The 15,099-nt window shown below is 61.0% G+C and carries 16 protein-coding genes, 1 tRNA gene and 1 other annotated feature; of the genes, 6 read left to right on the top strand and 11 right to left on the bottom strand.

Annotated features, from left to right (window positions below; all coding sequences use genetic code 11):
• Positions 1 to 81: 81 nt before the first annotated feature.
• Positions 82 to 594, bottom strand: a complete 513-nt coding sequence (petD, locus tag CYA_RS08475) for a cytochrome b6-f complex subunit IV (RefSeq protein ID WP_049749760.1) — start codon at positions 592 to 594, stop codon at positions 82 to 84.
• A gap of 77 nt (positions 595 to 671) precedes the next feature.
• Positions 672 to 1,319 (bottom strand): cytochrome b6, encoded by a 648-nt coding sequence (gene petB / locus CYA_RS08470; RefSeq protein ID WP_011430625.1) that lies wholly within the window; start codon positions 1,317 to 1,319, stop codon positions 672 to 674.
• A gap of 205 nt (positions 1,320 to 1,524) precedes the next feature.
• Between petB and CYA_RS08465 the strand changes: the two genes are divergently transcribed.
• From CYA_RS08465 to CYA_RS08445, 5 genes are all read left to right on the top strand, one after another.
• Positions 1,525 to 2,838 (top strand): S41 family peptidase, encoded by a 1,314-nt coding sequence (locus CYA_RS08465; RefSeq protein WP_011430624.1) that lies wholly within the window; start codon positions 1,525 to 1,527, stop codon positions 2,836 to 2,838.
• Between the two features lie 22 nt (positions 2,839 to 2,860).
• Positions 2,861 to 3,481, top strand: coding sequence for a phycobiliprotein lyase (locus CYA_RS08460; RefSeq protein WP_228375241.1), 621 nt, complete (start codon positions 2,861 to 2,863; stop codon positions 3,479 to 3,481).
• 12 nt (positions 3,482 to 3,493) lie between these two features.
• Positions 3,494 to 4,015 (top strand): hypothetical protein, encoded by a 522-nt coding sequence (locus tag CYA_RS08455; protein ID WP_228375239.1) that lies wholly within the window; start codon positions 3,494 to 3,496, stop codon positions 4,013 to 4,015.
• 182 nt (positions 4,016 to 4,197) lie between these two features.
• Positions 4,198 to 5,535 (top strand): hypothetical protein, encoded by a 1,338-nt coding sequence (locus CYA_RS08450; RefSeq protein ID WP_041438408.1) that lies wholly within the window; start codon positions 4,198 to 4,200, stop codon positions 5,533 to 5,535.
• A gap of 37 nt (positions 5,536 to 5,572) precedes the next feature.
• Complete coding sequence (locus tag CYA_RS08445) at positions 5,573 to 7,618, top strand: hydantoinase/oxoprolinase family protein (protein WP_011430620.1); 2,046 nt, start codon at positions 5,573 to 5,575, stop codon at positions 7,616 to 7,618.
• Between the two features lie 110 nt (positions 7,619 to 7,728).
• On the opposite strand, the gene CYA_RS08440 is transcribed toward CYA_RS08445, so the two are convergent.
• Positions 7,729 to 7,801 (bottom strand) — tRNA-His (locus CYA_RS08440).
• 69 nt (positions 7,802 to 7,870) lie between these two features.
• Between CYA_RS08440 and CYA_RS08435 the strand changes: the two genes are divergently transcribed.
• Positions 7,871 to 8,659, top strand: coding sequence for a photosystem II S4 domain protein (locus CYA_RS08435; RefSeq protein ID WP_011430619.1), 789 nt, complete (start codon positions 7,871 to 7,873; stop codon positions 8,657 to 8,659).
• 58 nt (positions 8,660 to 8,717) lie between these two features.
• Here the strand turns inward: CYA_RS08435 and CYA_RS08430 are convergent, their stop codons facing one another.
• The 8 genes from CYA_RS08430 to rplK all read right to left on the bottom strand — a co-directional run bounded on the left by CYA_RS08430 (position 8,718) and on the right by rplK (position 15,095).
• Positions 8,718 to 9,629, bottom strand: coding sequence for a homogentisate phytyltransferase (locus CYA_RS08430; protein WP_011430618.1), 912 nt, complete (start codon positions 9,627 to 9,629; stop codon positions 8,718 to 8,720).
• A 52-nt stretch (positions 9,630 to 9,681) separates the two neighbouring features.
• Complete coding sequence (locus CYA_RS08425; protein WP_011430617.1) at positions 9,682 to 10,185, bottom strand: YceD family protein; 504 nt, start codon at positions 10,183 to 10,185, stop codon at positions 9,682 to 9,684.
• Between the two features lie 85 nt (positions 10,186 to 10,270).
• Positions 10,271 to 10,876 (bottom strand): protein jag, encoded by a 606-nt coding sequence (locus CYA_RS08420; protein ID WP_228375238.1) that lies wholly within the window; start codon positions 10,874 to 10,876, stop codon positions 10,271 to 10,273.
• A gap of 106 nt (positions 10,877 to 10,982) precedes the next feature.
• On the bottom strand, positions 10,983 to 12,161 hold the full coding sequence (gene yidC, locus CYA_RS08415) for a membrane protein insertase YidC (RefSeq protein WP_011430615.1): 1,179 nt from the start codon (positions 12,159 to 12,161) through the stop codon (positions 10,983 to 10,985).
• A gap of 329 nt (positions 12,162 to 12,490) precedes the next feature.
• On the bottom strand, positions 12,491 to 12,904 hold the full coding sequence (gene rplL / locus CYA_RS08410; RefSeq protein WP_011430613.1) for a 50S ribosomal protein L7/L12: 414 nt from the start codon (positions 12,902 to 12,904) through the stop codon (positions 12,491 to 12,493).
• 73 nt (positions 12,905 to 12,977) lie between these two features.
• Positions 12,978 to 13,541: a 50S ribosomal protein L10 gene (rplJ, locus tag CYA_RS08405; protein ID WP_011430612.1), complete on the bottom strand. Its 564-nt coding sequence runs from the start codon at positions 13,539 to 13,541 to the stop codon at positions 12,978 to 12,980.
• A gap of 73 nt (positions 13,542 to 13,614) precedes the next feature.
• Positions 13,615 to 13,770 (bottom strand) — a sequence feature (ribosomal protein L10 leader region).
• Between the two features lie 89 nt (positions 13,771 to 13,859).
• Positions 13,860 to 14,570, bottom strand: coding sequence for a 50S ribosomal protein L1 (gene rplA, locus CYA_RS08400; RefSeq protein ID WP_011430610.1), 711 nt, complete (start codon positions 14,568 to 14,570; stop codon positions 13,860 to 13,862).
• A 99-nt stretch (positions 14,571 to 14,669) separates the two neighbouring features.
• Entirely contained in the window at positions 14,670 to 15,095 is a 426-nt protein-coding gene (gene rplK, locus CYA_RS08395) for a 50S ribosomal protein L11 (RefSeq protein WP_011430609.1), read from the bottom strand.
• Positions 15,096 to 15,099 lie beyond the last annotated feature (4 nt).

The raw sequence follows: 15,099 nt of genomic DNA, 5'->3' as shown, positions 1-15,099 counted from the left end.
AAAAGTCCCCCACGTCCAAAAAAAGTGCAGCCCGGCCACCGGCCTGCTGCACTCAGAGTTATCAAGCCGATATTCTGCCCTCTAGAACAGGCCCAGGGTGACCCACTTATCCAGAGGCAAGGTGGCGCCAATGCCCAAATAGAGGGTGACCAAGGTGCCGATCAAAAACACCGTCGTCGCCACGGGGCGGCGCAGCGGATTCTGAAACTTGTTGACGTTTTCGATGAAAGGCACAAACAGAAGGCCGACCGGAATGGCCGACATCAGGGCAATGCCCAAGAGCTTGTTGGGAGCAATGCGCAAAATGTGAAACGCGGGGTAGAGATACCACTCCGGCAGAATTTCCAGCGGCGTGGCAAAGGGATCCGCCGGCTCGCCGACACCCGCCGGATCCATGACCGCTAGGCCGACAATCACCCCAATAGTGCCCAGGATCACCACCGGGAACATAAAGAGCAAATCGTTGGGCCAAGCGGGCTCCCCGTAGGTCATGTGGCCCATGTTCTTCTTCAGCTTGGCCAAAACTTTGGGATTGTCTAGGTCAACTTTGCGGGTAATCGCCTCGGTTGCTATCACTTGCTTTGAGACCGGCATAGCCATTCTCCTTGTCTAGGGCAAAAGTTCTGAAAAGATGCATCCAGGGTGCCCGGCTCACAAGAACCGGTTTGGGATCACAAAGGCCCGGAGATGCCCTGGCGGCGGATCATCAGAAAGTGCATCGTCATGAAGACCGCCGTCAGCCAAGGCAACACAAAGGTGTGCAGGCTGTAGAAACGGGTGAGGGTGGCTTGGCCAACTGCCTCGCCGCCGCGGATAAGCTGGACCAGGGCATCCCCCACCACCGGAATGGCACTGGGCACCCCGGAGACGATCTTGACTGCCCAATAGCCCACCTGATCCCAAGGCAGGGAGTAACCGGTAACCCCAAAGGAAACCGTCAGTACCGCCAAGATCACGCCGGTTACCCAGGTCAGCTCGCGCGGCTTCTTGAACCCCCCCGTCAGGTAAACCCGGAAGGTGTGTAGAATCATCATCAACACCATCATGGAAGCACTCCAGCGGTGGATGGAGCGCAGCAGCCAGCCGAAGTTGACCTGGGTCATGATGTAGTTGACCGATTCAAAAGCCTCGGCCACCGTTGGACGGTAGTAAAAAGTCATGGCAAAGCCGGTGGCAAACTGAATGAGGAAGCACACCAGCGTGATGCCGCCGAGGCAGTAGAAGATATTAACGTGGGGCGGAATGAATTTTCCGGTTGCGTCATCGACGAAAGGCGTGATCTCCAGCCGCTCGTCTAGCCAGTCGTAAACTTTGCTCATGATGCCTGCAATTTTTAGAGTTGGATATCCAGGGCGGGGCGGGCCCACTCCCTATAGCACTGTAACACAATTCGTTAACACGATCATGAAGTCGGGCTCAGCTTTGAGACAGGGATCCCTACACCAACAGCCCAAACGCCTGCTGATGTCTCATCTTGTTCACGTTTCTTAGTATTTCTTAGCTTCTTCTTCAGTTTGGGATCCGATGATTGCGCAGAAGCCGAGATCTGGGGAAAGCAGTTGCAGAGGGTTGGGGATCGGATGGGGGTTACGCCAGGCTGTCCGAGTTTTGTTGCTAGGGTGCCTGCTCTGGGCGAGTTTGGGCATTGGCGCCTGTCAGGTGCAGGCCAGCCGCTGGGGGGAAGAGCAGCAACTGCTGGCGCAGGCGTGGGCCTATGTGGATCGGGCCTACGTGGATCCGGGTTTCAACGGACAGAACTGGTGGCAGGTGCGCCAGCGCTTTCTCTCTCGGCCCCTGAAGGATCGGCAAGAGACCTACCGGGCCATCGAGGAGATGCTGGCAACTCTGGGGGATCCCTACACCCGCTTTTTGGACAGGGAGCACTACCTCAGCCTGCAGACTTCCACTGCTGGCGAGTTGAGCGGCGTCGGCCTCCAGATTGCCATCGACGGGCAGGGGGCAGTACGGGTCATCGCCCCAATGGAGGGGACTCCTGCCGAGCGGGCCGGGATCCAACCTCAAGATGAGATCCTGGCGGTGGATCAGGTGCCAGTGGCAGGGCTGAGCTTGGATGAGGTGGCAGAACGCATGCGCGGCCCCAGCGGCACAACCGTTAGCCTACGGCTAAGGCGGCAGGAGCGCATCTGGGAGGTGGAGCTGGTGCGGCAGTCCATCCTGATCAACCCGGTGCGCACCGGTTTTTTCAAGCTGCCCCAGGGGGAGGTAGCCTACATCCGCCTCAGCCAGTTTAACGGCAATGCCGCCGCTCAAGTGCGTCAGGCCATCCAGGCCGCAGAAGCGCGAGGAGTGCGGGGCTACATCCTCGATCTGCGCAACAACCCCGGAGGGTTACTGCAGGCGGCCATTGAGATTGCTCGCTTTTGGATCCCCAAAGGCGACATCGTGCGAGTGACGGATCGCTACGGCATTCAGGACGGCATTCCCGCCACCGGCGAAGTCCTCACGGCAGCCCCCTTGGTCGTCTTAGTGAACCAGGGCAGTGCCAGCGCCAGCGAAGTCTTGGCGGGGGCGTTGCAGGACAGCGGACGGGCGCAACTGGTGGGAACGCGCACCTTCGGCAAGGGGCTGATCCAATCCCTGCTGGAGCTGGCGGACGGCTCGGGGCTGGCCGTGACCACTGCCAAATACCTCACCCCCAACGGCCACGACATTCATCGCCAAGGGATCCAGCCCGATGTGGAGGTGGCCGCGGGCCCTGTTCCCCTGACGGCAGAAAGCCTGGGCGGCCCTGAGGATGGGCAGTTGCAGCGGGCTTTGGAAGTGTTGGGGGCGACTTTGTCGGTGGCCCAGGGGATCCCAGCGGCAGCTAACACCTGAGGGGGAGAAGGGGAGTGCCTGTTTGTCTGCGATTCGTTTTAGGATCGGGTTTAGCCGTCCACTTGGCCCTGCTCTCGATCCCTCTGGCATGAATGCCCTGCAAAAATTTCACCACTTCTTCAACTGCTGCATTGGCGCCTGGCACACCGAGCGCACCTACCACTATTTGGATCGAGGGGAGGTGGAGCGTTCGCGCACCGACTTCACCATTCGCACCCTCACCCCTGAGCTCAAGGAGAAGGTCCTGGCCGACAACAACTACCCCAACCACGGTGTGGACGGGTTTTTGGGCTTCCACCTGGCGTTTGAGACGGTTTCCGAAAAAGGGGAGGAGGCTGGGCAAGAGCTAAACATGCTCTTCGTGCCCCGGCGAGAAGGGCCCCGTGGGCTGGAGGGCGACTACTTGCGGGATCGGGCCTATGAGGAAGACCGCCCCATAGTGGCCAGCTTCCGCTTCGATCCCGGATCCCTGCAACTGGTGATGACCACCACCTACACCCGCGTCGTTGCTGTGGATACCATCACCTTGCTTAACCCACGCCTGCGCCTGCGCCAGATCCTCACCTACCAACGACCCCCTCACGGTCAGCCCTTGGAGGAGCTGCTGCTGGTGGGGTTTGGGGTAGAACAAAAGCTTACCTAGGGGGGTTTATCGGTGGATCCGGAGTTGATCCCTCCCGAAGACTTGCGCCTGCCCCAGCATCTGGCCCGGATTGAGGCCAGCTTTGAGCGGGGACAATACCGTCGGGTTCTGGAACAGGTGAAACAGGCCCAAAGCCGCTACCCGCAAGCGGGCAAGCTGCGGCTCTGGCAGGCCCTGGCCGAGGAGGCCCTTGGAGAGACCCAGGAGGCGATCCGCTTGGCGCAAACCTTGCTGGGCAACCCGGATCCGGAAGTGGCTCAACAGGCCCGCTACGTGTTGGGCATCTGGCAGGCTCCGCGTCTGCGGCGACCAGCAGAGTGGTTGCTCGAAATCCCAGATCTCAGCCATCTGGAAGAGGCCGAGCCAGGGGAACGCCGTCTGGTCTATGAGCGCCCCCGCCGCCCAGCTTCCCTGCCAAAAGTCGCCGATCCCATCCGCCGCGAGGCTGCTCCCCCCTTGAATACCCAACGGCTGACGTGGGTGTTGATCGGGATCCTTTTCGCCCTGCTAGCGGTGATGGCCTGGCTGCCCTAGCCCAGCCCTGGGTCGGCGCAGAGACAGGCTGCCTGACCCAAAAGCAGCAACAGCCGCCCTCGTCGCCCCCGAGTTGAAGAGAGATACTGGGAATAGGGATGGCTGTAACCCTTGGCTGCAGATGCTGGGCGAGCGTCCCAGTTGGATCCCGGGCAACAGTAGGTAACCAGCGGAGGTTGAGAGTGGCTACACAGACATTGGTCATCGATGCAGTAGAGCAGTTGGGCTTGCGGGTCACTCTGGGAGATATTGCCTCCAGCACAGGCCTGGCCCTAGAGGAGGCCAAACAGGAGTTGCTGAAGTTAGCCCAAAAGGCTGGGGGGCATCTCCAGGTTTCGCGGCAGGGGGAGATTGCCTACGTTTTCCCGCCCGACTTTCGCGACATTCTCAAGCGCAGGGAGCAGCAGGATCGGCTGGCAGCCTTGCGACGCAAGCTGTGGGGCGGCTTTCTCTACGGGCTGCGCATCTCCTTCGGCATCCTGTTGGTGGTGTCGATTATCCTCATCACCCTGGCGTTGATAGCTCTGCAGATGGCCAGCAGTCGTGAAGAGGGCAGCGGCAGTCGCAGTCGCTCGCGCGAGGTGGGGTTCTTCTACTTCCCCAACCTTTGGGTGGGCAACCCCTTCTGGAGTCCCTACCCCTACTACGGGGGCTATTCCGGTCGGGCGCAGCCCCGCCGGGAAAAATCGGAGATGAACTTTTTGGAGGCGGTGTACAGCTTCCTGTTTGGGGACGGGGATCCCAACGCCAACCTGGAAGAGGAGCGCTATGCCTTGATCGGCCAAGTGATCCGCGCCAACGGGGGGGTGATCGCCGCCGAGCAGGTGCTGCCCTACCTGGATGTGGAGCCGGGATCCCCGGCCCTAGAATACGAAGACTATATGCTGCCCATTCTGCTCAAGTTCGACGGCCAGCCGGAGGTAAGCGAGGACGGCGATATCGTCTATCGCTTCCCAGAGCTACAGGTGGCCGCCTCAGAGCGCCGCTCCAAGAAGATCCCGGAGGTGTTGCAAGAAAAACCCTGGGTGTTTAGCCGCGCCACCCCTGAGCAACTGACCCTAGCTGCTGGCTTGGGTGTGCTCAATTTCCTCTTGGCGGCCATTCTCTACGGGGCGCGGGAGGAGGTGGCAGCCGCCGCTGGCAGCAACGCCTTTTTGGCGTTTATCTACCCGCTGATTGGATTCCTCTTTCTCTACGGCACGCTGTTTTTGGCAGTGCCTGCAGTGCGGTGGCTGACGTTGCAGTTCCGCAACCAGGGGGTGGAGCGCCGCAATCGCATCCGGCGGTTCTGGCAAGAGCGGCTGAAGCGTCCCTCCGAGGCGCTGCTGCGCAAGCTCGACTTTGCCCGCCGCTTCCGCCGCCAAGAAGTGGTGCGGGAGTCGGACACCATCTACTCTACGGAGCGGGATCTGATCGAGCAGCGGGACTACCGGCTGGACGAGCCGGCCTTTCGCCAGCTTTTGCAGCAGGAGCAACCCCTGGAAAGCAAGTCGGAAGAGGTGCCCCGGCCTCGTCTCTAGCGAGGGGTTGAGGCCTGCCCAAGGGTCTTATCGAGCCATGGCCAATGCCAGTAGCGCGCAAGGCAAGCAACAGGATGGGAGGCAGGGGGGCCTGGTCCGCCTGGGGATCGACGTGGGAGGCACCTTCACGGATCTGGTGCTCCTCCAGGAAGGCCAGATCCGGACAGCCAAGGTGCTCTCCACCCCCAGCCCAGAAGCGGGGGTCTTTGGCGCCCTGGACAAGCTGGGCCCAGTTGAGGTGGACGTGTTCTGCCACGGCATGACGGTGGCCACCAACGCCCTCTTGGAGCGCAAGGGATCCCCCACCCTGTTTCTGACCACGGCGGGCTTCCGGGATGTGCTGGCCATTGGTCGCCAAAACCGCCCTTCCCTTTACGACCTCACCCAGCCCAAGCCAGAGCCGGTGGTGCCCCGCCACCACTGCCTGGAGGTGAAGGAGCGCTGCAGCGCCGGCGGCGTGGTCGAGCCGCTGACGGAAGAGGAAATCCAGCGCGTCCTCCGGGAAGTGGGCGAGCGGGTAGAGCGGGATGGGATCCGTGCCGTGGGGGTGGGATTCTTGTTTTCTTTCCTCTACCCGGAGCACGAGCAGCGCCTGGGGGCGGCCCTGAGAGAGGCTTTCCCCGACTTGCATGTTTCCCTCTCCTGCGAAGTGGCGCCGGAGTTTCGGGAATACGAGCGCTTTAGCACCACGGCCATTGATGCCTACCTCAGCCCGGTGCTGGCGGGCTACCTGCACCGCTTGGCGCAGGGCTGCCGGCAGCGAGGGATCCCCGAACCCCTGATCATGCAATCCTCCGGCGGCGTCACTTCCATTGCCCAGGCAGCGGCTCATGCCTCGGTGGCGCTGCTTTCGGGGCCAGCGGGCGGCGTTTACGGGGCGGCCTACCTGGGCTGGCTGAGCGGCTATTCCCATCTGCTCAGCTTCGATATGGGGGGAACCAGTACCGATGTGGCCCTCATTCAAGACGGCCTCCCTCAGGTTACCCCGTCAGCGGTGGTGTGCGGCCTGCCGGTGCAACAGCCCCAGATCGACATCCATACCGTCAGCGCCGGGGGCGGATCCCTGGCCTCGCTGTTGCCGGGCGGGGGGCTGCAGGTGGGGCCGGAAAGTGCCGGCTCCAACCCTGGGCCGGCCTGCTACGGTCGGGGGGGAACGGCTCCCACGGTAACCGATGCCAACCTCTGGCTGGGCTACCTGCCGGATGGGGGCTGGCTGGGGGATGCCGTTTGCCTACGGCGGGACTTGGCCGGCCAGGCCATCGGAACGCTGGCGGAGCCCTTGGGTTTGACTTTGGAGGAGACGGCTGTTGGCATTCGCACCCTGGCCAATGTGGCCATGGCGCGGGCTTTGCGGGTCATCAGCGTGGAGCGGGGCTTGGATCCTGCCGATTTTGCCCTGTTGGCCTTTGGCGGAGCCGGGCCCATGCACGCCTGTGCCCTGGCGGAAGAGCTGGGGATCCGCCGCGTCCTCGTCCCAGCCTTTGCCGGTGTCCTCTCGGCTCTGGGTATGGCTTTGGCCGATCTGCGGCGGGACTACCGGCGGGCCATCCTGCAGCCGCTGCAACAGTTGGAGGGGGAAGGGGGAGGATCCCTTTTGGCCCAGTGGGCGGCGCCCCTCATCCGCCAGGCGCAAGCCGACCTGCAGGAGCCGGGGCTCTCCTTCAGCCTCGACCTGCGCTACCGCGGCCAGTCTTTTGAGCTGGAGATCCCGGCCCAGTTGTCGGATCCGGTTTCTCTCTTGGAGCAGCGGTTTCACCAGGCCCACCGCCAGCGCTACGGCTGGCAGGATCCCGACCAAGAGGTGGAGGTGATCCAGCTGCGTCTGCGGGCGGTACAAGCTTTGCCCCCTGTGCCTTTAAAGGCGCCGCCCCCCCTGCCAGGGGATCCCTTCAAGGGGGAGCGCCAGGCCTGGACGGGCGGCCGGATGCGACCGGTCCCAGTCTACGATCGGCGGCGCATGGGGGTGGGGTTTCAACTGGGCGGGCCAGCGATTGTGGAGATGCCGGAGGCTACCGTGGTGATCGAAGCCGGTTGGACGGGCAATATCGACGCCGTGGGAACCCTAATCCTGAGCTGCGGGTGATTCCGTTGCCAGGTGCGGCCCTCGGGAACCCTTCCTCAGCTTGGTTGCCAGCAGTTTTGCAAGGTTTTGAGGTTTTCTCTAAATTGGCAGGGCCCAGGTTATTGCGGCAGGGCGGACGATGGGACTCGAACCCACGAATGGAGGAACCACAATCCTCTGCCTTAACCGCTTGGCTACGCCCGCCAGGATCCTGGGGATCTAGCTTAGCATGGGACAAACAGAACAGAACCGCAAAGATTGAAGCGCCCCAACATGCTGCCCAGAACCGAACTACTGAAAGGAGCGGAGTATCGAGAAACCTTGGCGCGCATTCTGGATCTGGGGGAGCAAGCCCTCAAAACCTGGCAAGTGGTCTGGAGTGACTTTCTCTCCCCGGCAGAAGTAGCCGAGGTACAAAGCCGGTTGCACAACTTGGCCGAACTGCAGGTGATGGCCTGGGGAGGCTATGCCCAGGCAGAGCGGCAACGCCTAGCCCTGGCCCGCCCTGAGGTCAGCCTGGAGGTGGAAGGCGCAGAAGGGATCCCCTTGGCCGCCGTTCAAATCCAAGGAAACTTTCTTTTCGACCCGGCCACCCACCGCGACTTTTTGGGAGCCCTTTTGGCGACGGGAATTGCCCGCGAGAAGGTGGGAGACATCCTCGTGGTGGGCGAATTCGGGGCCCAGGCCATCGTTGTGCCGGAGCTGGTGGACTATCTCAGCCTCAACCTAACCCAGGTGCGCAGCGTGCCCGTCAAGGTCAGCCGGATCCCTCTCAGCCAGTTGAAGGTTCAACCGCCGCGGGTGAAGTCCATCACCAGCGTGGAAGCCTCTTTGCGCCTGGATGCAGTGGCCTCGGCAGGATTTGGCCTGTCTCGCAGCAAGATGGTGGAAGAGATCCAGCGGGGAGAGGTGCGGGTTAATTGGAAGCCGATTACCCAAGCCAGCTACACCGTCGGCCCCCAGGATTGGATTGCCATTCGCGGTCGCGGTCGGCTGCAAATTGAAGAGGTGGCCGAGACGAAAAAGGGCCGCTTTCGCATCCAGATGAAGCGGTATCTCTAGGTTTTTGGAGATCGGCTGCCCGCCTGAGCCGGGGCAAGATCGCGGCTCCTGGCAAATGTTAGGAAAAAGGGAAGAAGGCCCAAGGATAGAGCAAATACTCCAGGTAAAACAACTTCCAGATCAGTTGATAATAGGTGACAATCGCGTCGCGGCAACCCAGATCCAGGCGAACACCATAGCCCAAAAGGATCCCCAACCCCAGCCCATGTCCTAACAGCATCCAGGCGCCCCGGCCCATGAGGAGAAAATAGCTTCCCAAAGCGATAAAGGCTAGGTAACAAGCGGCCAAAATGCCGATGCAAAACTTTGAGATCCGCTCCTGGCCAAAGCGCAACGAAAAGGTGGCAATGGCAAACCGGCGATCCCCCTCCATGTCGGGAATATCCTTGAAAAGGGCGATCACCAGCCCAAAAATAGACATAAACCCTGTCAGAAAAACAATGGGAGCAGAAAGCTCGACTCCCCCCTGCATCAACTGCTGAAAATGGCTGTACAGGCCCAGATTGACGATCAACCCCCGCACACAATAGATACAAGCCGAGGCCGCCAGCGGAAACCGCTTCAACCGCAGGGGGGGCAGGGAGTAGGCCGTGCCGATCCCGTTGCTCAACAGCACCGTCAACAACAGGTACGGGATCCCTGTCAGGGCCAATAGGATGGATGCCACCCCGCAGGCGGCGACGATCCCCACCCCCTGTCGCCAACTCAGGGAGCCGGCGGCCAAGGGCAGATGGGGTTTGTTGATGCGGTCGATCTCGATATCCGTGAGCTGGTTGAGGCCGACAATGTAGACATTGGCCGCCAGACAAGCCACCCAAGCCACGCCCAACTGGGGAAGGACAGCTAGCAGGGCCGTTGGTTCAGCGGCCACGAACCCGGCCAGCAAGTAGAGGCCCAGTAGACTGGCACTGGTGCCGTAGACGGTGTGGGGCCGAGCAAAACGCCAAAGAACCTGCCAATTTGGGGTCATTCTAGCCAGCAGCGATACAGCTCATGGCCCGAAGCCCTCTCGCGGAGAGTGGCTAGGGATGGGGAGAGTCTTTAAGGAGGGCAGCCAGGGCCGACCAGCGGGGATCCACCGGCGGCGGCGCAGCCGCTTCCACCACAATGCCCGGGCAATCGGGGCGACAGGGCAACTGGTGGGGCATCTCCAAATGCAGGTGTTGGTACATCCAGTCTTCGATATCCAGCTCGCCGTTGGGCGGCAGGCTCTCCAGCAGATCCTCTTCGTCCCGCAATTCCAACTCCAGGGGCGGGGGTTCAGGACTGGGCTCCCGAATCAGGATGATCTCCTCAACCTGCAGATGCAGCCGGTGGTTAAACTGCTGCAGGCAGCGGTGACAGGTGAGGGTGACGATGGTGCGGGCCTCGGCGCTCACCTCCAGGAAATGCCCCCGGTGGCTGGCCTGCAGGGATCCCTCCACAGGGGTCAAGCTCTCAAAACCTGGGAAAAACTGCCTAAAGTGAACCTCTTGGGTTTGACCAGGCATCTGCCGCAGGTCGGATAGACGAATTGGCCTCAGCATGACATCCCCCTTTATACGTCTTGGGTAGCAGGGATCCCGGAATCGCCCCTATCGGCAAGAGAGCCGCACAGCCAGCGCCTCCAGGTCAGGGTCGAGAAGAGGCCCGCCGGATCACCAGGCGACGGTCAGGCTCCTTGCCACGGCTGAAAGTTTCCAGATCGGCGTAGGCAGGGTCTTTCAGGAGCGTGTGGATCTGCCGCCGCTCGGCAGCAGAGAGATCGGGAAACTCGTATTCCCGACCACTGGTTCTCACCTTTTCCACCGCGACAGCAACCAAGGCTTTGAGCTCCTGCAAACGGCGCTGACGATAGCCATCCAGATCCAGGATATAGGGCTGCTGTTGGTCTTCTGGCTGGTTGAGGTTGAGAAGGGTGTTGGCCAAATACTGCAACGCATCCAAAACCACCGGGGAGCGCTCTTCCTCGGGGCCGGCTTCTTTGGACGGCGGCAAGGGCGATGCAGGCGCTTTTGAGAGCAACATTTGCTTCTGAGCCGGCGTTAGAGAATCGGCCTCGATTTCGATTATCTCCCCCACCACTCGCACCACCGCCGGGATTCCCATCGCCGCCAGCACCTGCTGCAACCACTGCCTGGCCCGTTCTCGATGTTCGGCAGGAGAAAGCTTGCCCTGGGAAGGCGCAGCGGTTCCCTCAGACTTCTGATGCGATTTTTTGGCGGCGGATCTCTTCACAGATCCCGTAGAGGACTCAGGGCGGCTCATCCTGGGCAGCTTCCAATTCTGAAGAGGTATCAAGCACTCGACCTAAGCCCGCCCCAAGCCAAGCAGCAAGGACTTGCTAGGGCTCAAAGGGCAGGGATTCGCGCCCTCCCCCGGCTGCCTTTGGCTTGGCTGGTCGGTCAACCTCCTTGGCTTCCCCTGTGCTCGCCTGGGCAGCGCGACGGCGCTCCTCTTCCACCAACTGCTGCAAGTTCTCAGGCAACGGCTCCCGCGAGAGCAAGAAGGTTTGCACGGTTTGGAAGATGTTGGAGACAAGAATATAGAGCAAGACCCCAGCCGGCAAGGGGAAGAACAGGAACATCGCCGAGAACAGCACAGGGGTGATGCGGGCCATCGAGCTCTGGCTGGGATCCTCCTGGCCGGCGTTGGTCAGGGATTGGTTCAGGTAAATGGAGACACCGAAAAGGACGATCATGCCGATGATGTCCCAGTGAATGGTGCCATCCGGATCAAAGGCGCCGACGCGGCCTAACTTGTCGATAAACAGAAAGCCCGTGTCAGAGGCCAAGCCCGGGATCGCAACCTCCACCGTCACTTCCCCCGGCTGCAGGGCCAGCAAGGTGCCATCCGGCTGGATCTGGGCCCGCTCTTCTCCTTTGGTGATCTTCCAGGTGGGCCGCAACAGGGTGGGATCCCCGCCCGCCTCTGCCACCAACTGCTCAAAGGGCTTGCCCCCCGGCCCCTGCAGCCTAAACTGCACCTGCTCCCCTACGGCAATCTTGGTGCCCTTGGGCGCCACCAGCACCACCGGCTTGTGTACCGAGTCGGTGACGAAGATGTTCTTGCTGGGGCTGACGTAGGGGGTGGGCACCACCTCTGCCGCCACCTCTGCTGGCAGGATCTGCAGGTTGACATCGTAGGTAACCGCCGCAAAGGGGGATCCCCGCAGCGTGGCAAACAGAGCAAACAGCACCGGCATTTGAATCAAGAGCGGCAGACAACCCCCCAGCGGGTTGACCCCCAGCTCGCTGTACAGTTTGGCCTGGGCCTCGCGCAGCTTTTGCGGGTCATCCCGGTACTTTTCCTGGATCTCTCGCATCCGCCGCTGCATCAGGGGGTTGATCACCTTCATGCGCCGCATGTTGCGGATGGATCCGACGTTGAGGGGGTAGAGGGCAAAGCGGATCACCAACGTCAGGAAGATGATGGCCAGTCCATAGCTGGGCACGATCCCGTAGAAAAAATCCAGGATCGGCAGCATGACGTTGTTGGAGAGAAATCCGACTCCGAAGTCCATGGGGGGTGCTGGCGAACGTCCGTAACCCATTGTAAGGGTTTCCGACCGGCTGACGAGGGCGTTTTCAGAGTTGAAGCGCTCCAATCAGCAAGAGAGACCTGGGCACTTGCCGGCCTCGCCAACCCTCCCCTTCTCCCAGGGGAGACTAGCCAAACGATTTCCCTGCCTTGCCGAGGGAGAGGGGCAGGGCGCGGCGGCATATCAGTGAAAAAGGAGGGGCTGCTTTGCCCCTCCCTCATCGTTCTGGTTAAACTTGTGGCTCTGGCAGCACCCCTTTTCTGGAAGCAAGAGGCGCTCTGGATGAGGATCCCTTTCCCCTGCCGACGGGACTACTTGACCTTGACCGTGGCGCCAGCTTCCTCTAGCTTCTTCTTGATCTCGTTGGCTTCCTCTTTGGGGATCCCTTCCTTGACCGGTTTGGGAGCAGCCTCCACAAGATCTTTGGCATCTTTCAGGCCCAAGCCGGTCAACTCGCGCACCACCTTGAGGACGGCGATCTTCTTATCCGCGGGGACAGCCTCGAGAATGACATCAAAGGCCGTCTGCTCTTCCACGGGTTCAGGCGCCGCTGCCGGCGCCGGCGCCGCTGCTGCTGCCACGGGAGCAGCCATGACCATGCCACCTGCCGGGGCAGCCGCACTGACGCCAAAGGCTTCTTCGATGGCTTTCACCAACTCGGAAGCTTCCAACAAGCTCAACGCTTTCAACTCTTCCAGGATCTTTTGAACACGCTCCGAAGCCATGGTCTTGTCTCCTCAGGGTAACGAAGTGGATAGGGTGGAATCGGGTCGATGAACCCAAGACAGGCCGAGCCCGTCAGGCCGCCTCCTTGTCGGCAATAGCCCGGATGGCCCTTGCCAGGGAGGCCGGGATTTCTTGGATACCGCGGGCCACCTGCGTAGGCACGGCATTGAGCCCAACCGCCAGTCGAGTGGCTACCGACTTGAGGCTGCCCGCCACCTGGGCCATGAGCACCTCCTTGGGCGGCAGCTCGGCGATGGCCTTGGCCTGATCCAAGGTCAGAGATAGCCCCTCGGCAGCGGCGCCGCGGAACTCGGTTTTCTTGGTTTGCTTGGCGAAATCTTGATACGCCTTCAGGGCTGCCGGAATATCGCCCCGGATCATGATAAAGGCCGTCGGCCCTGACAGGAAGGGAAGAATTCCTGCCCAAGCCTTTTGGTCGGCGACAGCCCGCCGCATCAAGGTATTTTTAACAACCATGCAGACAGCATCCGCCTTGCGCAGCTCCGCCCGCAGTTGGTTCATCTCGGAAACGGTCAGCCCCCTGTAGTCGATTACCAGCACCATTTGGCTGGCTTGCAACAGGGAGCGAACTTCATCGACCATCTCCGCTTTTTTCGCTAAAGGTTGCTTGCCCATACGCTCACCTCCTTTGTGGTCACTGGCTCACTGAGAGCCGAACAGGTGTTGCCGTCGGAAGGGGGTATCTGGAGCCGCCAAAGAGAATGCGCCTCAGCCATAGCCGAGACGCATTGAGACAAGCGTAACCTAGCAGTCCACAACGGGATCCCTTAGCACTCCGCTCAAACCTCGGCAGGACATTAAGCCCCTTGGCCCCTGCTGTCTTCGGCTCGCTATTCGACTGTGGAAAGCTCTTCTCTGCCCAGATCCTCCGGAAAAATGGCCAATTCAAACGGCAAGCAACTGCCTTTGCCCCTTTGCAGCGCCGAAGCAGGCTTAAGCAACCAACTTCAGCTCTCGCAGAGCATTGATGTCAACCTCAATCGAGGGACCCATTGTAGCACAAACATGTAGAGCTCGCCAATACTTGCCCTTGGCTCCAGGGGGACGGTTGCGATCAATGGACTCCTGCACGGCTTTCAGGTTTTCCAGCAGAGCTTCGACGGGAAACTTGCACTTGCCGAAGATCAAATGCACAATGCCGGTTTTGTCCGCCCGGTACTCCAGCTTGCCGGCTTTGAACTCCTTGATGGCTTGGGCCAAATCCATGGTGACCGTCCCGCCCTTGGGAGAGGGCATGAGGCCGCGCGGCCCCAATAGCCGCCCCAGCTTAGCAACCTGGGGCATCACATCGGGGGTGGCAATCAGCAGGTCGAAGTCGATCACGCCCTTGCCGATCTCCTCGATCAGGTCTTCAAAGCCCACCCGGTCGGCCCCTGCGTTCTGGGCTTCCGTAACCTTCTCGCCGCGGGCAATCACCGCCACGCGAATCTCCTGCCCGGTGCCGCGGGGCAAGACGACGGTGGTGCGCAACTGCTGGTCGGCGTACTTGGGATCGATCCCCAGGCGGATGTGAACCTCCGCCGCCTCGTCAAATTTGGCAGTGGCCGTCTCCTTCATCAGGGCCAGGGCTTCTGCGGGGGGATAGGCAATGGGCTTGACTTTCTCCCGCAAAGCTTGCATACGTTTGGACAGTTTTCGAGCCATAGTTTCTCCTCGGGGTGCTGGCGAGAACTTCTCTCCCCCATAATGGTCTGCCAAAACTTCCAGACAACAAAGACTAGAGATCCTTAAGTCGATCGACAATCAATCAACTATTGTCACCCCCATGCTGCGGGCGGTGCCGGCGATGATCTTCATGGCCGCCTCCACGTCACGGGCATTCAAATCGGGCAGCTTCTGCTCGGCAATCTGGCGCAGTTGCGCCCGCGTCAGGGATCCTACCTTGACTTTGTGGGGCTCACTGGATCCCGACTCAATGCCGAGGGCTTTTTTGATCAACACCGAAGCCGGCGGCGTCTTGAGGACGAAGGTGAAGCTGCGATCCTCGTAAATCGAGATCTCGACTGGCACCACCATCCCGGCTTGATCGGCCGTTTTGGCGTTATATTCCTTGCAGAAGGCCATGATGTTAACCCCGTGCTGGCCCAGAGCCGGGCCGATGGGGGGAGCGGGGGTGGCTTTGCCCGCTTGGATGGCCAGCTTGACCACTGCCACCAGTTTCTTAGCCATGAAA

Origin of the sequence: Synechococcus sp. JA-3-3Ab, from assembly GCF_000013205.1 — a bacterium.
GTDB lineage: Bacteria > Cyanobacteriota > Cyanobacteriia > Thermostichales > Thermostichaceae > Thermostichus.
Note: the sequence above shows the minus strand (reverse complement) of the source record. Positions and strands in the feature narration are given on the sequence as shown.